The sequence below is a fragment of the Paenibacillus sp. Y412MC10 genome (assembly GCF_000024685.1).
Lineage (GTDB): Bacteria > Bacillota > Bacilli > Paenibacillales > Paenibacillaceae > Paenibacillus_AQ > Paenibacillus_AQ lautus_A.
This window is the reverse complement of sequence record NC_013406.1, coordinates 470,195-487,370: the sequence shown is the minus strand read 5'-3', so window position 1 is coordinate 487,370 and position 17,176 is coordinate 470,195. Positions and strand designations below refer to the sequence as shown.

Genomic DNA, 17,176 nt, shown 5'->3' with positions numbered 1-17,176 from the left:
CGCCTCCCCCTTAGCTTTCTGTGTGAAACATGCCGAACGGATCAATACGCCGCAGGGATTCGATCAGATATTTTGCGGCCCATCCGACGAAGATCCCGGTCACCACGCCCGCCCCGAGCAGAAAGGGCAGGTAATAATAGATTTTTGCCGTCCCCAATACCAGCGAGGCTGCCGTCAATTGTCCGATATTATGAGCGATGCCGCCCGCGATGCTCACCCCGGTTAAGCTGAAATTGCTCCCCCCGAGCCTCAGCATGACATACATCACCAGATAACTCGCCAGAGCGCCGAACATGCTGAACAGAAAGGTCGAGAAGCTGCCGAGTATAAAGGCGGTCAACAATGTTTTTAAGACAATGAGCCACAAGGCATCCCTGCCCCCAAGACAGACCAGACAGGTCAGAACCATAATATTGCCGAGCCCCAGCTTGGCGCCGGGTATCGTGACCGCGAACGGAATCAGGGCTTCCACAATGCCCAGCACCACCGATAATGATGCGCAGATGGCGATCACGACCAGCTTGCGGAGCGCATAAGGATCAGGAGACAACGGCATCCGGCTCACTTCCTTTAATTTGTTCTCCGGTCACTTCAACGAACACGCGATTAGGCAAACATACGATGGTGCCATGGATGTCGTGAACGTGGCCGAACCCGATGCAGAGCTGATCCGGACAATCCGACTCCACCATCTCGATCCCTTCGCGCGAGATCCTCAAGAGGTTGTATCCCCGCTCCGTCCGGATTTCTATGTCTCGGGGCTCTTCCGTCAGCGCCACCGTATCATAATGCTTTCCGTTCACCTCGATCATGGCATAGGTTCCCTTTGCCGTTCCGTCTTCCCCCATAAACTTGGATATTCCAAACCAGGCGACAGCCGCTATCAGCACAAGCGCTATTCCAATATCTCCGCGTTTCATCAGCATCTCTCCACTTCGCTTTGCTTATCTTCATTATCAGGGCTGCACCAAGTGCCAGAAATGATTTTTCTCACATTCAGCGGGGTAAGGGTCTGATACGCTGAGATCATCGGAACTCGATGCGAAATCAGCATCAGAATTCGAAGAGGAGGCACTATCATGAATAGGAAGTTTCTTTCCTGCGGCAGCCTGTTGATCATGCTCACCCTGCTGATGACGGGAGCGATCGGCTGCACAACCAAAGCGGATCAGAAGACAGCCGCCAGCACCGAACCGGCAACCGAACGTTACTTTATATTCGATACCATTGTCAGTCTCCGCGTTTACGATGAACGGATGACAACCCGGCATTTCGACGAGGTTAGGGCTCTGCTGGAACGGATCGACCAGCGCATGAACCGGCAGCTGGCCGGTAGCGAGATTGATCAGGTCAATCAAGCGGCGGGCAAATCCGAGGTCAGCGTTTCGGAAGAAACCTTCAAGGTGGTCCAGACCGCTATCGATTACGCGGCGGCTTCCGGCGGACATTTCGAACCGACCGTAGGCCCGCTGGTGGATCTCTGGGGCATTGGAGGCGAACATCCCGCTGTACCGAAGAAAGATGAGCTGACTGCCGCCATGCAGCGAATGAACTACAAGGATGTGATTTTAAATCCGGCATCGAATGCCATCCGGCTGGAGAAGGAGGGAATGTCGCTGGATCTAGGCGCCATCGCCAAAGGATATGCCGCAGATGTTATCGCAGACTATTTGCAGCAGCAGGGTTTCCGCTCCGCCATCATTGACCTCGGGGGCAACATCCTGGCCATGGGTTCAAAGCCGGACGGCTCACCGTGGAATATCGGCATCCAGGACCCTGAGAAGGATCGCGGGCAATCCCTGGGGACGCTTGAAGTCGTCAATAAGACGATCGTGACCTCCGGCGTGTACGAGCGTTTCTTCGAAGCAGAGGGAACCGTGTATCACCATATTCTGAGCCCCTTCACCGGTTATCCGGTCGATAACGACCTGCTCAGCGTGACGATCGTGACCGACACGTCCATGGACGCCGATGCCATGTCGACATCCGTCTTTTCGCTTGGGCTTACGGAAGGTCGGCAGTTCGTCGAGAGCCGGGATGACGCCGATGCCATTTTCGTCACCACCGACCATCAAATCTATCTCACTTCAGGTCTGACCGATACATTCAAACTGACGAATGACAATTATCAGCTTGCCGAATAAGTTACGAAAAGGAGAAGATCGTATGAAACAGAATCGAGCTGCAAGGTCCGATGCGAAGGATGGAGGGCTGTTTCCTGCGGGCACTTCCTTCGTCTTTTCGCCGCCGCATCTCGCTTTAATCCGGGAAATGGCCGAGCCAATCGGTTTGTTTGCCGGCGATTGTCTGTATCAGGAGAACGATCCTGCCGACCGGCTGTACTTCGTAAACCGGGGAAGCCTGAAGGTATCCAAGCTGCTGGAAGGCGGATTGTCGGCAACCTTGTCGCTCCACATCCCGGGCGATCTGTTCGGTGAGCCCGATCCGTTCGGACGAGCCGTGCATCATTTCGAAGCCAGGGCCATGGAGGATAGCGAGGTCGGCGTCGTGCCCCAGACCGAGCTGGATAAAATCATCCGCATCAACGGTGACTTTGCCGTGGAATATATGGGCTGGATGGCGCTCATGCAGCGTACCACGCAGAGCAAACTGCGCGATCTGCTGCTGCATGGCAAATCCGGCGCCCTATGCTCTCTGCTCCTGCGGCTGTACAATATGTACGGCACCTGCGGGACCGCCAAGGATCACAGGGCTATCATCGGCAAGCGGATCACGAATCTGGAGATGGCTGAGATGATCGGCTCTACTCGCGAAAGCGTCAACCGCATCTTGAACGAGCTTAAGGATCTGGGCGTGATTTCTACCGAACGGGGGCGCATCGTTCTGAATGATCCCGGCTATTTGCGGAATATTTGCCACTGCGAGGACTGTCCCAAAGAGATTTGCCGAATGTAACGGACATCAAACAAAAAAACCTCTGAATGGAACACGGAGTCAACAACAATCTACCGTGCCCAAACAGAGGTTTCTTATTCTCATGGCCCCTTTCATGAATTTCATTTACACGCCAGCACCCAAGGATTCGTGATCACCACATGATTCCATTACCCGCTCTAGAAAAACGAATTCTCTCCTGAAATGATACTGCCGTCTGATTAACGACCTCCCTTCAAGCATGCAGAGGTTCGGCAAACATTCGAAATTTCCACATGAAAACTGCGCTAATTCTCGGTGTATCATGACTCCGCCTTGCGCGCTATGATGGAGTTGATTTAACGGTTTAAGGGAAACGCACACTTTTTGCATGTATATCTGAGAGCGTTTCCATTCCAACTCTGCTTAGAAATGAGGTTTTGCTCATGAAATATCCGTTCCAGGATCCGGATCTACCGCTGGAAGAGCGGGTTCACGATCTGGTATCCCGATTGACCTTGGACGAAAAAATCGAATTAATGTGCCAATACCAGACGGAAATCCCCCGTCTCGGCGTGCAAAAATATAAGCATGGCACCGAAGGCGCCCACGGCGTGGCATGGCTTGGCGAAGCGACCGTCTTTCCGCAAAACACCGGACTTGCGTGCACGTGGAATCCCGAGCTGATGCGTGAAATCGGCTCGGTCATCGCAGAGGAAGCCCGGGTCTATTACCAGCGCGACCGGGCCATCAACGGACTGACCATCTGGGCGCCGACCGTGGATCTGGAACGCGACCCCCGGTGGGGACGAACGGAAGAAGCCTACGGGGAAGACCCGCACCTGACCGGGGAGCTATCCACCGGGCTGGTGAAGGGCATGCAGGGAGACCATCCCTTTTACTACAAAACGGTAGCTACCCTGAAGCACTTCTACGGCAATAACAATGAAGCCGACCGCGGCAGCGCCTCGGTAAGCATCGATCCGAGGAACAAACGCGAATATTATCTGAAAGCTTTCGAGGCTCCGTTCCGGGAAGGGAAAGCCGGTTCCATGATGACCGCGTATAACGGCATCAACGGCACGCCGTGCAACCTGAACCATGAAGTGAACGATATCGTCAAGCAGGAATGGGGCATGGACGGATTCGTCGTAGGGGACGCGGGTGACGTGCTGGGTACCGTCATGGACCATCATTATGTCGCTTCCTACGCAGAGGCCGTTGCGGGTTCCGTCAAAGCCGGAATCGACAGCATCACCGACGATCAGGACATCTCCTTCCGCGCTCTCCGCGATGCTTTGGAGCAAGGATTGCTTGAGGAGCAGCATCTGGACCATGCCCTCCGCAATACCTTCCGCGTCCGCTTCCGCCTTGGCGAATTCGACCCGGAGGAGCGGAATCCATACAGCCGCGTACCGGAGACGAAGCTCTGCGCGCCGGAGCATGCCGAATTATCTCTTCGAGCCGCCCGTGAGTCGATCGTGCTGCTGAAAAACGACGGTTTGCTGCCCCTTCCGCGTGATCCGTTCAAATCCGCGGCCGTGATCGGACCGCTCGCCAACGAAGCGTTCACGGATTGGTACAGCGGCACGCCTCCCTACCGGATTACGCCGCTTCAGGGCGTGCAGGCCAAAGCGGGAGACCGTTACGTTCAATTCCATACGGGATTGGATCAGGTGCGCCTTCGTTCTGCCGTCAGCGGCACGTATGTCGCCCTGTCTTCCGAGGAGCAGGGCATCCTGCTTGCAGGCACGTCAGCATCCGCCGATGCCGCCGTATTCGAGCGAAACGACTGGGGCTGGGGCTCTGTCACGCTCCGCCTGGTCAGCAGCGGCAAATTCGTGACGGAAACGGAAACGGGACTGCAAGCTGCGGCCGACGAAGCTCGCGGCTGGTTCGTGAAGGAGGCTTTCGGCTTCGAGGCGTTGCCGGATGGAAGCTTCCTGATGAAAAACTGGGAAGGCAAACCGATCCTGCTCGATGAGCATGGCCGGCTTGTTGTTGGCGGCATCGAGGAAACGGGAACGCCGTTTACCATCGAAACGGTTCAGGACGGCATCGCTGAAGCCGCTGCAGCGGCAGCATCGGCTGAAACCGCCATCGTCTTCGTGGGAAACAGCCCGTTCATTAACGGCAAGGAAACGATCGACCGTCCCGACATCACCCTTCCGCCTGCTCAGCAGGCTTTGATTCAGGCGGTGTTCGAAGCTAATCCCCATACGGTGGTGGTCATCGTAGGCGGGTATCCGTTCGCGGTGAACTGGGAACAGGAGCATGTGCCGGCCATCCTCTTTACGTCTCACGCCGGGCAGGAGCTGGGCCACGCGGTGGCCGACGTTCTGTACGGAGATTATAATCCGGGCGGCCGCTTAAACATGACGTGGTATAAGTCAACCGAACAGCTTCCGGACATCATGGATTACGACATTATCAAAGGGAAGCGGACCTATCAATATTTCGAGGGGGATGTACTGTACCCGTTCGGTCACGGCCTCAGCTATTCCCGCTTCCAATACAGCGGTCTATCGCTTAGCCGTCCGCAGATCACGGCCGAAGGCAGCGTAACCGTCACCGTTGCGGTTAGGAACGAGAGCCAGCTGGCCGGGGATGAGGTGGTTCAGCTGTATGTGAAGGCTGACTCCTCCCGCGTCATCCGTCCTCTCAAAACGTTGAAGGGCTTCCGCCGCGTTCATCTGGCTCCAGGCGCTTCGGAAACGGTAACCTTTGAGCTCAAAGCCGAGGAGCTGGCCTTCTGGGATGTCACCCGGGAGCGCTACTGCGTGGAAAGCGGGACCTATACGCTCATGGTTGGACCATCCTCCGGCCGCCTGCCGGTTACCGCAGTCCTTCAAGTCGAAGGAGAAACGATTCCGCCACGCATGCTGCGAGAGCCTGTTCGGGCAGTGAATTATGACGACTACCAGGGTGTCTTCCTCGATGAATGCCGCGAAGGCGGCGAAAGCATCCGTTTAACCGGCGACTCGGGATGGATCGCCTTCCATGACGCCGATCTCGGCAATTCTCCGGCCACGTTCGAGGCCAGGGTGAGCGGACATATCAAGGGCGGCGACATCGTCGTTACGACCGGCAGCCCGGATGGCCCCGCAGCCGGAAGCTGCAAGGTTCTGCCGACCGGAGGGCGCCAGGCCTGGACGACGGTTCAGGCCGATCTGACGGGGTTAACAGGACGGGCCGACGTCTTCCTGGTCATGAAAGGCGAGGTGCAGATCAGCTGGTTCCGCATAGCTTAAGCCGCCAGCGATCTAGTGATAACCCTCGGCTTAATCGATGGTTCTAACGGGCCTGCCAGCGGCACCCCACCTTACAGATATCCATAGAACATCTGCCCTACGTTTTATACGGTGGGCAGATGTTCTTTTTTGTTAGAATGAAGTCAATCCGAAAATATAAGAAAATGTCCCCGCCTTCGTTACAAGGCCACAACAAAAAATGTGAACCCATTCCAAGGGTCATTTGTTTATTAGACATAACGCAAAGAAAGGAGTGCCTTGGATTGACGGAACGCGAGTTATTCGATTCATACAACAAGGACGTGTACCGTACCTGCTACTACATGCTGCGGAACGCCCAAGATGCGGAAGATCTCTGCCACGACGTATTCGTCACCGTATTTCGCCAGGATTGGAGAAGCGTAGAGCATACACGCGCCTGGATCATGCGCATCGCGATGAATCACTGCCTGAACCTGCTTAGAAGGAATCAGACCCAGCGGGAAAAGCAAAGCCAGGTCGCTTGGCTCCACGAGCAGACCGCGGCATCGGTTAAATCCGTGGACACCATCGTATTGGAAAAAGCAGCGGCGGCGGAATGGGAGAGCCTGCTTCAGCAGCTCCCGGACAAGCTGATGGCCGTGGTCACGCTCCGCTATATTGGCGAGCTGTCGATGGCGGAAATTGCCGAAACGTTGAAGATCCCTGTAGGAACGGTTAAATCAAGGCTTCACAAAGCATTGAAAATCATGCGCAAAAAGCTAGAGCATCATAACGGCTTTTGGCTGAAGGGGGAGAAACAATTTGGAACGTTTTGAGAATATTCTGAAAAATCAGATGAACACAGCGAATAACGTGTCTTATCCTGATTTTGACCGGATGTGGAGCAGCATACAGCAGGACGAATTGAAGGTGGCCGGAGGGGAATCGACTCCGCTTCGTCCGCGTAAGCGAAAGCGAATTGCGATCATTACCGGGATATCCGTCGCCCTGATGGCTACGCCGGTCTATGCAGCCTTGAATTATGACTGGTCCCATCTTCTGTCTTACAAGGCCGGGATCCAGACTGCGCTAGAACAAGGGCTTGGCCAGGCAATTGAGAAATCCGTTACGAAGGATGGCATCACGCTAACGGTGCACACGGCGTTTATCGATGAGAACCGCACGTTCCTGCTCTACAGCCTGGATACTGGCTCGAAGCGGGCCGGCGAACAAATCGCTTTTGATCGAATCGGGCTTAAAGATAAGGAAGGCCGTTCCGTCGAGGGTCATTATTCGCATCAGTGGAACGAGGAGTTAGGCGTATTCCAGGGGTATTTCGAGACCGATTGGGTTGCTGAGGGCCAGATCGCGGATATCGAGTTTGCGATGGAGAATATTCGTTTTACCGGCGATGGAAAACAGTCCATCCCTTACGACCCTCAAAACCCGAATACGCAGGTATTCCCCATTCAAAAGGATGGCATTGACAGCGTGACCCTGCAGTCCTTCGAGCAGGCTGAAGGCAATATCCTGCTTCAATCGGCCATTAGATTTACGGACCCTGAAATGAACAGCAGAAGCTGGGTGCGAATTCAAGTTGCCGATGACAAGAATGAGATGATTAAGGAGGTTAAACCTTCTACTTTCGGAACTCCGGCAGCCACCGGAGAATACCTGAGCCAGCAAATATTCAAGTCCGATTCCCTGCGTGCGGAAGGTACGACATTCCAGTTGGCTTATGATCGCACGCTGCAAAGCGTCGATGAAACCTGGAGCTTGAATATGGCTCTATCCAAGAAACAAATGGCCAACGGCACATGGAAGGACGTGCTGAATATCCCTGTGGATCAGGTGCCTGGCGAATCGAAGATCCATGAAATGATCGTAACGCCAACCCAAGTCCGGCTGATCCTGACCCATAAGGAAAAGCATACCCGTTTTCCATTCATGGACTATCAGCTGGACGTAGGCGGAACGCTGTTAAGCGGAAGCATGTGGCATGTGCCCGGCCAGTCCAAGAAAACGGAGCTGCGCTTTGAAATGACCGGACTGGATGCAGCCTCTCTGGCGAACCGCCCCGTGTCTCTGGTCGCCAAGCACCGCGTCGACGAATTCGCCGGAGATAAGAATCCGATCCGCTTGACCGATATTTCGGCTGAGCATCAGACCTTAACGTCCAGCATCGCCGGCTATCCGATCATGTGGACCTATTACATGAAGGACCACAACCTCTATGTGGAATCCTTGAGCTCCGACCCGGCGTTCGGCGGCGTCAACCAGACTTATTATCTGGACGGCGAAGATCGGAACTATGGCATGCCGGCCATGATCGGCCTGCTCGGCGATGACAGCAATAAACATATGGACGTGTATAAGAATTTCGACAAGACCGAGCTTGAGGTTTATATTTGGAACTATACCACCCATAAGCGGGACGACGTCCTGCGCATTCCGCTCAAAACCGGAAAATAAACCTATCTTAGCGTTATAAACGATAAAGAAACCCCATGCAGAGGACGAAAACGTTACCCGGGGCAGCATTTCTGCCAAGAAATGCTGCACCTTTCGTATCTTTCGTACCCCATCCATGAAGGGTTTCTTCTTTTTTTTCGTTCACATGTCACAATTCCCGGCGACAAACTGTCATATAGGTGAATATCAACCTTCAAACGTAAAGGGGAACTGAACATGGAACTGCGAATGAATTACCGGTCGGCCAATCCCGAAGCCTTTAAAACCCTGCTTGCCCTGGAGCAAGCGGCTCAAAAAAGCGGACTGGATCACAAGCTGTACGAGATCATCAAGCTCCGGGCGTCCCAGATCAACGGCTGCTCCTTCTGCGTGGATATGCATTCGAAGGATCTGCTCTCCATGGGCGAGAGCGTGGACCGTCTCCTCCTTCTGCCGATGTGGCGCGAAGTGCCGATCTATTCCGACGAGGAACGGGCCGTCATCGAATTGACGGAGTGCGTGACCAAGCTGTCCGAAGCCGGCGTTCCGACCGAGATATACGAACGCGTGCGCAAGCATTTTGACGAGAAGCAATTCGTCGATCTGGTCATGGCGATTACGACCATCAATGCCTGGAACCGGATCGGCGTTGCTACAGGGCTGTTCCCGGGCTGTTTTGATTAAACAGCTGCAATTTATCCGGATTGACCACAAGAAAGATCCGGCTGATGCGGGACAAGTCGGGTTCCCACTCTGCCGTAAGCACCATGGAGACCCTGCCTTCCCGCTTCAGCAATACACCGGGCTCCCCATTGATGGAGACGGGTTCAAACCCTTCCCGAAACGAGCCTTTGGCAGACAATCCCTCGAAGAAAGCCCGTACCCGCTCCACGCCCAGTATCGGATTGATGGCTGCTTTCGCTTTGCCGCCGCCATCCGACAGCAGCGTAACCTCTTCCTTCAGGAAAGAGAGCAGCGGTTTAAAATTACCCATATCGGACGCCCGCAGGAAGGCTTCAACGAAGCGTTCCTGCTTTTCCGTACGGGTCCCTTCTCCCACCGGCCTCTCCGTATGTCGGCCCATTTTTTGCTGGGCACGGCTGAAGGTCTTGCGGCAGCTGATCTCCGTCTTTCCAAGCATCTCCGAGATTTCATGATATTCGAGACCCAGCGTATCCTTGGCGATATAGATGGCACGCTCCAGCGGCGTCAGGCGTTGGAGCAGCACCAGATAGGCATAGCCGATATTCTCGCGGCGTTCCGCAGGATCGGACCGCTGTATCATGTCATAATCCGGCATCGGCTCCGGTAGCCAGGGACCGGTATACGTTTCGCGCTTGCGCCTGGACGATTTCAGCAGGTTGATGCAGCGGTTCGTTGTCATTTTGGCCAAATATGCCTTCTCGTTTTGCACCTCTCCCCGATCCATCTGCACGAATTGGGAAAAAACATCCTGCACGATGTCCTCGGCATCCGCCGCACTCCCCAGCATCCGGTAGGCCAGGCCGAACATCATCGGCTTGTATTCGATATAGATTTGATCCCATAACATCAGGCACACCTTCTTACTCTGTATATTGTCGGCAGTAAGCTACACCACATATAAGACAGATGAACACTACCGTCTGTGACATCAAGACGCCCTAATCCTACTCTATCCTATAGATCCCGATCTCTAAAAGGGGCAGTTTATCGGAGAGTTTGAGGGTCAACGAACGCTGCGTTCGCGATCCAATATGAACATTGTGGACAAGGTACGATAAATCTATCGACATTTGGGTAATTTTTAAATAACATATGGGATGACCTCACCACAAACGTAAAAGGTTTAAGAGCTTAGAAAGTAGGGAAACACATGAAAAAATCCACCCCTTTACGTCGCGTCGAATTCGGTTATTTTCTGCTGATTGCTCTTGCCATCGTCCAGCAGGCGTTATTATTTTGGCACATCCATGTAAACCAAAGTTTTACTTTCATGGAATTTATGTTTAGCGCCGGATCGCTGGCCGCTTTACTTATCGGGTTCTTTTTGCCGGTCGGCGTTTCGACGGTTGCCGTTTTTGTGTATTTGGTCACGTATTTCGTCTGGTTGTCCACGCTGGCTCCGATCCACGCGCTTACGCTGTCCTGGATTTTGCTGCTGCCCGCCAATACCGCCATTGCCGTCTTCATTAAGCTGGCCCTCGTGCGAAGCCGAAGATTTATCCGCCGTCTCGAGCAACTGAGGAAAACCAACCCGGACATCGACATCGATACCTCGCTCGGCAGCAAGGAGGCTTTTGAAAGCACGCTGGTGAAACAAGCAAATCTGGCAAACCGGTATTCCGATCAATACGGATTCTGCATTATGATGTTCAAGCTCGATTTCCTCCCCCTGACCAGAGAAAACGTCGGCTCCCACCGCTTTGCCAGGCTGATTGTGGAATTGTCCAATACGATTCAGAAGCAGATCCGTTACGAGGACTATAAGTTCTCCATCGGCGAAGGGCGGTTTATCATTCTATGTCCGCTCACCAAGCCGGAATACCTCAAAAGCCTCATGGACCGCATCAAAGTCGCCATGATGAACGTTCCCTTCCGGGATAAAAAAGGCATGTCCCTCAAGCTAGTGGTCCGAGCCGGCGGCCTCGTATTCCAGAAAGAGCAGTTCAGCCGATACGAACATATCGATGATGTCATCTCCGCTTTAGAACGTAATACCGAGACCGACCTCATCGGTGAATATATTTAACGAAGTTATCATCCTTGAAAAAGGAGGCTTGCAGCCGATGTCGTATACCCATTGGTTTATCCCTCTATGCATCGGGGTCAGCATCGTGTTCTCCATCGCCATCATGATCCTGACGATCGCAACCTTAAGCTTCCGTTCGAAAATCAAACGAAAGTACGATCGGGGGAAGTTCAGTGACTGACTTTTTCCTTGTTATCTCCATCATCAGCATATGGATTGCCGTACTGGAGTCGATTATTATCATGGCCGGCGCCATCGTGTTCATTCATAAACAAAGCCGGCAGAAGCTGGTGAATCCCGGCAATTTGGAGGATTATCCCACCGTGACGGTCATGGTGCCCGCGCACAATGAGGAAATGGTCATCCAGGCAACTGTCGAGCACATTTTGCAGATGAATTACCCTCACCACAAAATGCAGCTGATTGTCATCGCCGACAATTGCAAGGATCATACGGCCGAGCGGTTACAAGCGCTGAAAGCGAATGAGCGTTACCGGGACCGCGACTTTCTGATCCTGGAGAGAACGGGAACCGGCGGCAAATCGGGCGCTTTGAATGACGCGCTCAAGCAGGCAACCGGCGAATGGATCTGTGTCTACGACGCCGACGCCGCTCCCGAGAAAAATGCGCTGTTGTTCCTCACGCAGAAGGCGATGGAGCAGCCCGAACGCTACGGGGCCGTCTTCGGACGCAACAAGGCCCGAAACCGCGGGCAGAATTTCCTGTCCCGCTGCATCAATCTGGAGCTGGTGACCATTCAGCGCGTGCATCATACCGGGTTATGGCAGCTGTTTAAGCTGGGCACCATTCCCGGCACGAACTTTATCGTGAAAACCGCGCTCATTCAGGACATCGGCGGATGGGACGAGCATGCGATTACCGAAGATACCGCGATTTCGTTCGAGATCCTGACGAGAGGGCAGTTGATTGCCCTGGCCCCCCAAGCCGAAGCTTATCAGCAGGAGCCCGAGGATCTGAAGGTGTACATGAAGCAGCGCGAACGCTGGGCCAAAGGCAACTACAGCGTCGTCGCGGATAATATTCAGCATCTGTTCGACCGGAGCAGCTGGCGGATTAAGCTGCATGTGCTGTATTACGCGGCCAGTTACTTCTGGTTTATGATTGCCATCATCATCTCGGATATTATATTTGTCGCCAATATCGTGTATCAGATCATCGCGCTGTTTAATCCGGCCGTCGTCTCCCCTTTCCGGTTTGAAGGGGATGTCTACATGTATCTCGTCATTGCCTGGGCCTTAATGTATTACATCTACGTCCTGCAGATTAACCTGGCGCTCGCAACGGACATCGGCCAAAGCACCACGCGCAACTTCATTCTATCCTGCGTGTCGTACTTCACCTACGCTCAGCTGTTCCTCGTCATCTCCATCAAGGCGTTCTACTCCATGATCGTGGACAAGATTACGGGCAGGGAATCCAAGTGGTATAAGACGGAGCGGTTTGGATAGAGGGAGTCATTCGTATTTGGTGTTAGAAAAATAAAAGAAGAAGGATCGCCATGTCATGGCGATCCTTCTTCTTGTTCCACTATGTTCACCATGCTGTGTAAAAGCATTTACATCGTCATGGCTATTCGATTTTCCAGTTCTTTTGCTCATTGCGAAGTTTCTCAGGCGTCACGTCATTACCGGCGGGATCCACGATGCTTAATCCCGAAAAGGTGCTCAGCACCTGTCCGCGAATTTCGCGCAGGTATTCCGTGCGCAAAACTTGCTGTTCGGCTCTTTCCGCAGCAGTGAGCACTCCTTCCCGCTGTTTTTGTGCCAATTCGTTAATCCGGGTTAAGCTTTGGATCATGATATCCCTCTTTTCCGTTATTTGTTTGTTTATTTATCTTAATATAAAGATATATTATTTTAAGGTATTTGTCAACCCCTGCCAACCTTCATTTCCGTCAGACGCATTTGTGATTATTTTCCTATCGAAAGTCCCTTCCTTTCCTTAAACTTGGTGTTTAAGGTTTAATTATTTACAAATCGTGGTTAATGTTAGTATTGAAAACTTGGTGTTCGCAGCATAATACAAATGCAGGTCTTCATCCCTTAGGAAAAATTGCTTATGCCTTTCTGGCAGAACATGAAATATAATAGAGGAACTTAACTTTAAACAACTGGGGGAACATCTATGAAATCTCAGCTTAACAACCCAGCTTCACCGGGAAAAAACGATCGTTTTTCCTCTGCTGGATTCATCCTGGCCGCGATCGGGAGCTCTGTCGGCCTCGGAAACATGTGGAAGTTCCCGTACATTACGGGAGAACACGGCGGCGCAGCTTTCTTCCTGCTCTTCATTATCTGTCTCATCGTGATCGGTTTGCCCGTTCTGCTGGCGGAGCTTGCCATCGGACGAGCCGGCCGCGGGAGTGCCGCGACTTCCTTCGTTAAAGCGGGCGGACCGAAAGTCTTTGGACAGCTTGGATTGCTCCAGGTTATCGCGCCGTTTCTCATCCTGACCTTCTATGTCATTGTGGCAGGCTGGACGCTTCATTATGCCGTCATGTCGTTTAGCGGCAATCTGTACAGCAACACCGATTTCGGCGGTCAATTCACCGCGTTTACGGAAGGCTACATGCCGATCATTTGGCAAATTGTCGCTATTGCGATCACAGGTTGGGTAGTGGCTAAAGGCATCTCCGGCGGAATCGAAAAATTCAACAAGGTCCTGATCCCGGGACTGATCATTCTGTTAATTGTGTTAATGATCCGTGCTGTAACCTTGCCAGGGGCCGGAGCAGGGGTATCGTTCTTCTTGAATCCTGACTTCTCGAAGCTGAGCCCGGAAGCGGCACTCGTCGCGCTAGGACATGCCTTCTTCTCCCTCTCGCTTGGGATGGGGATTCTGTTGACCTACGGGGCTTATGTCGATAAGCGGCAATCCCTTGGTCCGGCTACCCTCGCCATCGGCGCAGGCGACCTGATCTATGCATTTATTGCCGGGCTTATCATATTCCCGACAACCGCTTCGTTCGGGATCGAGCCGAATGCCGGCCCTTCCCTTGTCTTCATTGCCTTGCCGGCTGCCTTCTCGGCCATGCCGCTGGGTGCTTTTTTCGGAGGATTGTTCTTCATCCTTCTAGCCATCGCCGCTTTAACCTCCGCGGTCTCCTTGCTGGAGGTTCCGACCTCGTATGTCATGGACCGCTGGCATTGGGGACGCACCAAAGCCGTTGTGGTTATCAGCGCACTGGTTCTGCTGGTCGGCTTACCCTCCGCGTTGTCATTCGGCATCGTGCCAGGACTTACCGATATCGGCGGCAAAAATTTCTTTGATTGGCTGGATTTCATCACATCCAACATCCTGCTTCCGATCGGGGGCCTGATCACCACCCTCTTTGCGGGATACTTCTGGAAGAAGGCCGCTGATGCCGCTGGTCTGAAAGCAGGCTGGTTCCGGGTATGGCTGTTCATGCTCCGTTATATTGCGCCGGTTCTCGTATTTCTGGTGCTGCTTCATACCACGGGGCTTATCACATTCGAATAATCATGCTTTCGGCAGCCCCTTGGCCCTTCCCGGCCCAGGAGGCTGCCTTTTCTATGGACTTGGCCACCGGACGGCCGGAGATGGACCGGACACTTACAGATTGGCACACCTTCCATGAAGCGGACCATATACTATCCTAAAAGGAGGTGTTTTCTCTCCATGCCGATTCAATTGTTGGACATGCGTCTATCCGTCCATATGCCGATGCGGGCCAGCGACAGTGAACCCATCGATATTTCCGAGCCGCTCCTTATCGGAGATATCGGACTTCAAACCATCCCGGCGCTTGGAACGGTCAACGTCACGGACGTGCGCGTATGGCTGTCCGGCACGGTATCCTTGTTACGTCCGGCCACAACCGAGGCAGCGCCTTCCTCCATGACTCTATTGATTGAACGCGACGGTAGCGGAACGCCGGGTTCCGGAACGATCATTTACGAGCAGGTCGTCGATCCCGGGAACCTCTCGTTCAATATGTTTCCCATCTCCCTGACGACCGGTGATTTCCCTCCCACCGCAGTCGTTAACCAAGGATTGATCCGTTATACTCTCTATATAGTCTCAGCCGGCGAAAATTCACTGCTGCTCAGCGGACCGGTCTCCTTCAGCGGCATTGCGGTCGCCGGATCCGGTTGAGGCGAAGTTTAAAAGGCAAGAAGGTCTTCCCCGGTTCGCTTTGGGAAAGACCTTTTTTTATTGAACCTAATGGCCGGTACCGACGACAGCAATGCTATCGATCGAACCGTTTACGGCTGTACACCGCGGTAGCTGCAACGATGGAGATGACCGTCCATCCTGCACAAATCAGCAGATCTTGGGTCATTTCGCTGATAGCGGCACCTTGGCTGACGCTGCCCATCACATCGATAAACTTCTGCGTAGGCAAGTAATCCACGATGCTCATGATCCATTCATTGCCTAACATGGGAGCGAACATCGGGCCCATAACGAAGATAATCAGTACCGGCAAACCGATAATGGAGGACTCCTGTACGGTACGTGACATCAAGCCGATGATTAAACCAAGCGCAATGAACATGACGAGCGAGACGAGAATCAGCAGGGACGGAATTCCCCAGTTGACCTCCGGCACCTCCGAAACGGCCACCGAAGCGATCACCGCGATCAGGGTCAATACGAAGGTGAGGAAGCTTTTGCCCATCAGAATCTCGGTTGTGCTCGCAGGCGAGAGCATCAATACGCGCAGGGTATGCTTTTCCTTCTCTTCCGCCACCATCATCGCCAGCACGAATGCGCCTGTCATCGATAAGGCCAGCAAAATCGGGAAGCTCAGGATCATCATGTCATCGCCCTTTGTCCCGCCGCTCCCCATCTTGCTGAACAGGAAGGCAAACATGATCGGCATTCCCATCATCAACAGGATTTGCGGGTTGCGGATACTATCTTTCCACTCTTTGTTTATGATGGCTTGCAGTCTCTTCATGGAAAATGTCATTGCAATTCCCTCCCAGTCATTTTTACGAAAATATCGCCTAACGTCGGTTCATTGGAATGGATCGATAACAGCCTGCCTTCCAGCATCCATTGTCCGATGCGCTGCGCGCTCTCTTCATTCTGCTGCAGCACCCGCTTGCCCTCGCCCTTCACCAGAACCGTCATCGATTGATCGGCATGCGCCAGCCGCAGCTGCTGCGGGGTATCGATCGCTTTGATCACGCCATCATGGATAAAGGCCACGCGATCACACAGGCTCTCCGCTTCCATCATATTGTGGGTCGTCAGAAAAATGGTGGTTCCTTCCCGATTCAATTTCCGCAGGCCCTCATGAATATGAAGGGTGTTAACCGGGTCCAACGCTGACGTCGGCTCGTCCAGGAATAGCAGATCCGGCTTGTGAAGAATAGCACGTGCCAGCATCACTCGCTGTTTCATCCCTTTGGAGAGCTTTTTCACCATCGTCTGACGATCATTGGCCAGATTAACCTCTTCCAGCACCTCGGCAATCCGTTTCGATTCCACGTCATACAGCCTGCAGAACAGTTCCAGATTGTCTTGAATGGTGAGTCTCTCATATAATGCGCTGTTATCGGTCAGTATGCCGATCCGGCGCTTATGGCTGGAATCGTTCATTTTATTTATAGGTTGACCGAACACCTTCACGGTGCCGGAGGTTGGCAGCAATTGGGAAGTCAGGATCTTCACCGTCGTTGTTTTGCCCGATCCGCTTGGACCCAGGAATCCGAATATTTCGCCTTGATGAACATTAAATTGTATATGCTGTAACGCACTCTTGTTTCCGAACGCTTTCAGCAGCTGATCGACTTCAATGATTGGTTGCACGTTTGATCCATCCCTTCAGGTTGTCGTTGTCGCCTTACACCCTTCATGTTAAGGTAACGTCGAAAACGCCGCATTATAATAGGGATGAAAGGAGTATATCCGCTAT

General features: G+C 53.2%; 17 protein-coding genes. 11 read left to right on the top strand and 6 right to left on the bottom strand.

Features of this window, described 5'->3' with window-relative positions; genetic code table 11:
* Positions 1–10 precede the first annotated feature (10 nt).
* Together GYMC10_RS02060 and GYMC10_RS02055 are read right to left on the bottom strand one after the other, a co-directional pair.
* Positions 11–556: a Gx transporter family protein gene (locus GYMC10_RS02060; RefSeq protein ID WP_009593823.1), complete on the bottom strand. Its 546-nt coding sequence runs from the start codon at positions 554–556 to the stop codon at positions 11–13.
* Entirely contained in the window at positions 540–920 is a 381-nt protein-coding gene (locus GYMC10_RS02055) for a NusG domain II-containing protein (RefSeq protein WP_009593819.1), read from the bottom strand. Before GYMC10_RS02055 ends, GYMC10_RS02060 begins: the two co-directional genes overlap by 17 nt.
* 159 nt (positions 921–1,079) lie before the next feature.
* On the opposite strand from GYMC10_RS02055, the gene GYMC10_RS02050 reads away from it, so the two are divergent.
* From GYMC10_RS02050 to GYMC10_RS02025, 6 genes are all read left to right on the top strand, one after another.
* Positions 1,080–2,144, top strand: coding sequence for an FAD:protein FMN transferase (locus tag GYMC10_RS02050; protein ID WP_012818617.1), 1,065 nt, complete (start codon positions 1,080–1,082; stop codon positions 2,142–2,144).
* Between the two features lie 22 nt (positions 2,145–2,166).
* Complete coding sequence (locus tag GYMC10_RS02045) at positions 2,167–2,916, top strand: Crp/Fnr family transcriptional regulator (RefSeq protein WP_012818616.1); 750 nt, start codon at positions 2,167–2,169, stop codon at positions 2,914–2,916.
* A gap of 404 nt (positions 2,917–3,320) precedes the next feature.
* Positions 3,321–6,125 (top strand): glycoside hydrolase family 3 protein, encoded by a 2,805-nt coding sequence (locus GYMC10_RS02040; RefSeq protein ID WP_012818615.1) that lies wholly within the window; start codon positions 3,321–3,323, stop codon positions 6,123–6,125.
* A 263-nt stretch (positions 6,126–6,388) separates the two neighbouring features.
* Positions 6,389–6,922: an RNA polymerase sigma factor gene (locus GYMC10_RS02035; RefSeq protein ID WP_012818614.1), complete on the top strand. Its 534-nt coding sequence runs from the start codon at positions 6,389–6,391 to the stop codon at positions 6,920–6,922.
* The gene (locus tag GYMC10_RS02030) at positions 6,909–8,558 is read left to right on the top strand and encodes a DUF4179 domain-containing protein (protein WP_012818613.1); all 1,650 of its coding nucleotides are present in this window, start codon (positions 6,909–6,911) and stop codon (positions 8,556–8,558) included. Before GYMC10_RS02035 ends, GYMC10_RS02030 begins: the two co-directional genes overlap by 14 nt.
* Before the next feature lie 216 nt (positions 8,559–8,774).
* The gene (locus tag GYMC10_RS02025) at positions 8,775–9,221 is read left to right on the top strand and encodes a carboxymuconolactone decarboxylase family protein (protein ID WP_012818612.1); all 447 of its coding nucleotides are present in this window, start codon (positions 8,775–8,777) and stop codon (positions 9,219–9,221) included.
* On the opposite strand, the gene GYMC10_RS02020 is transcribed toward GYMC10_RS02025, so the two are convergent.
* Positions 9,190–10,089, bottom strand: coding sequence for a sigma-70 family RNA polymerase sigma factor (locus GYMC10_RS02020; RefSeq protein ID WP_012818611.1), 900 nt, complete (start codon positions 10,087–10,089; stop codon positions 9,190–9,192). The genes GYMC10_RS02025 and GYMC10_RS02020 overlap by 32 nt on opposite strands.
* A gap of 303 nt (positions 10,090–10,392) precedes the next feature.
* Between GYMC10_RS02020 and GYMC10_RS02015 the strand changes: the two genes are divergently transcribed.
* Genes GYMC10_RS02015 through GYMC10_RS02010 form a run of 3 tightly spaced genes read left to right on the top strand, consistent with a single transcriptional unit; the run spans position 10,393 to position 12,737 of the window.
* Positions 10,393–11,268: a GGDEF domain-containing protein gene (locus GYMC10_RS02015; RefSeq protein WP_012818610.1), complete on the top strand. Its 876-nt coding sequence runs from the start codon at positions 10,393–10,395 to the stop codon at positions 11,266–11,268.
* Between the two features lie 37 nt (positions 11,269–11,305).
* A complete protein-coding gene (locus GYMC10_RS32395; RefSeq protein ID WP_012818609.1) occupies positions 11,306–11,449 on the top strand; it encodes a hypothetical protein in 144 nt (47 codons plus the stop codon).
* On the top strand, positions 11,442–12,737 hold the full coding sequence (locus GYMC10_RS02010; protein ID WP_012818608.1) for a glycosyltransferase family 2 protein: 1,296 nt from the start codon (positions 11,442–11,444) through the stop codon (positions 12,735–12,737). Before GYMC10_RS32395 ends, GYMC10_RS02010 begins: the two co-directional genes overlap by 8 nt.
* Before the next feature lie 121 nt (positions 12,738–12,858).
* Here the strand turns inward: GYMC10_RS02010 and GYMC10_RS02005 are convergent, their stop codons facing one another.
* Entirely contained in the window at positions 12,859–13,086 is a 228-nt protein-coding gene (locus GYMC10_RS02005; RefSeq protein WP_012818607.1) for a DUF896 domain-containing protein, read from the bottom strand.
* 327 nt (positions 13,087–13,413) lie between these two features.
* Here GYMC10_RS02005 and GYMC10_RS02000 point away from each other — a divergent pair, with 327 nt between their 5' ends.
* Both GYMC10_RS02000 and GYMC10_RS01995 read left to right on the top strand, forming a co-directional pair.
* Positions 13,414–14,769: a sodium-dependent transporter gene (locus GYMC10_RS02000; RefSeq protein WP_012818606.1), complete on the top strand. Its 1,356-nt coding sequence runs from the start codon at positions 13,414–13,416 to the stop codon at positions 14,767–14,769.
* Between the two features lie 159 nt (positions 14,770–14,928).
* Positions 14,929–15,405, top strand: coding sequence for a hypothetical protein (locus tag GYMC10_RS01995; protein ID WP_012818605.1), 477 nt, complete (start codon positions 14,929–14,931; stop codon positions 15,403–15,405).
* 94 nt (positions 15,406–15,499) lie between these two features.
* Here GYMC10_RS01995 and GYMC10_RS01990 read toward each other — a convergent pair whose 3' ends face one another.
* On the bottom strand, positions 15,500–16,225 hold the full coding sequence (locus tag GYMC10_RS01990) for an ABC transporter permease (protein ID WP_012818604.1): 726 nt from the start codon (positions 16,223–16,225) through the stop codon (positions 15,500–15,502).
* Positions 16,222–17,070: an ABC transporter ATP-binding protein gene (locus tag GYMC10_RS01985; protein ID WP_012818603.1), complete on the bottom strand. Its 849-nt coding sequence runs from the start codon at positions 17,068–17,070 to the stop codon at positions 16,222–16,224. The genes GYMC10_RS01990 and GYMC10_RS01985 overlap by 4 nt, the downstream gene beginning before the upstream one ends.
* Positions 17,071–17,176 lie beyond the last annotated feature (106 nt).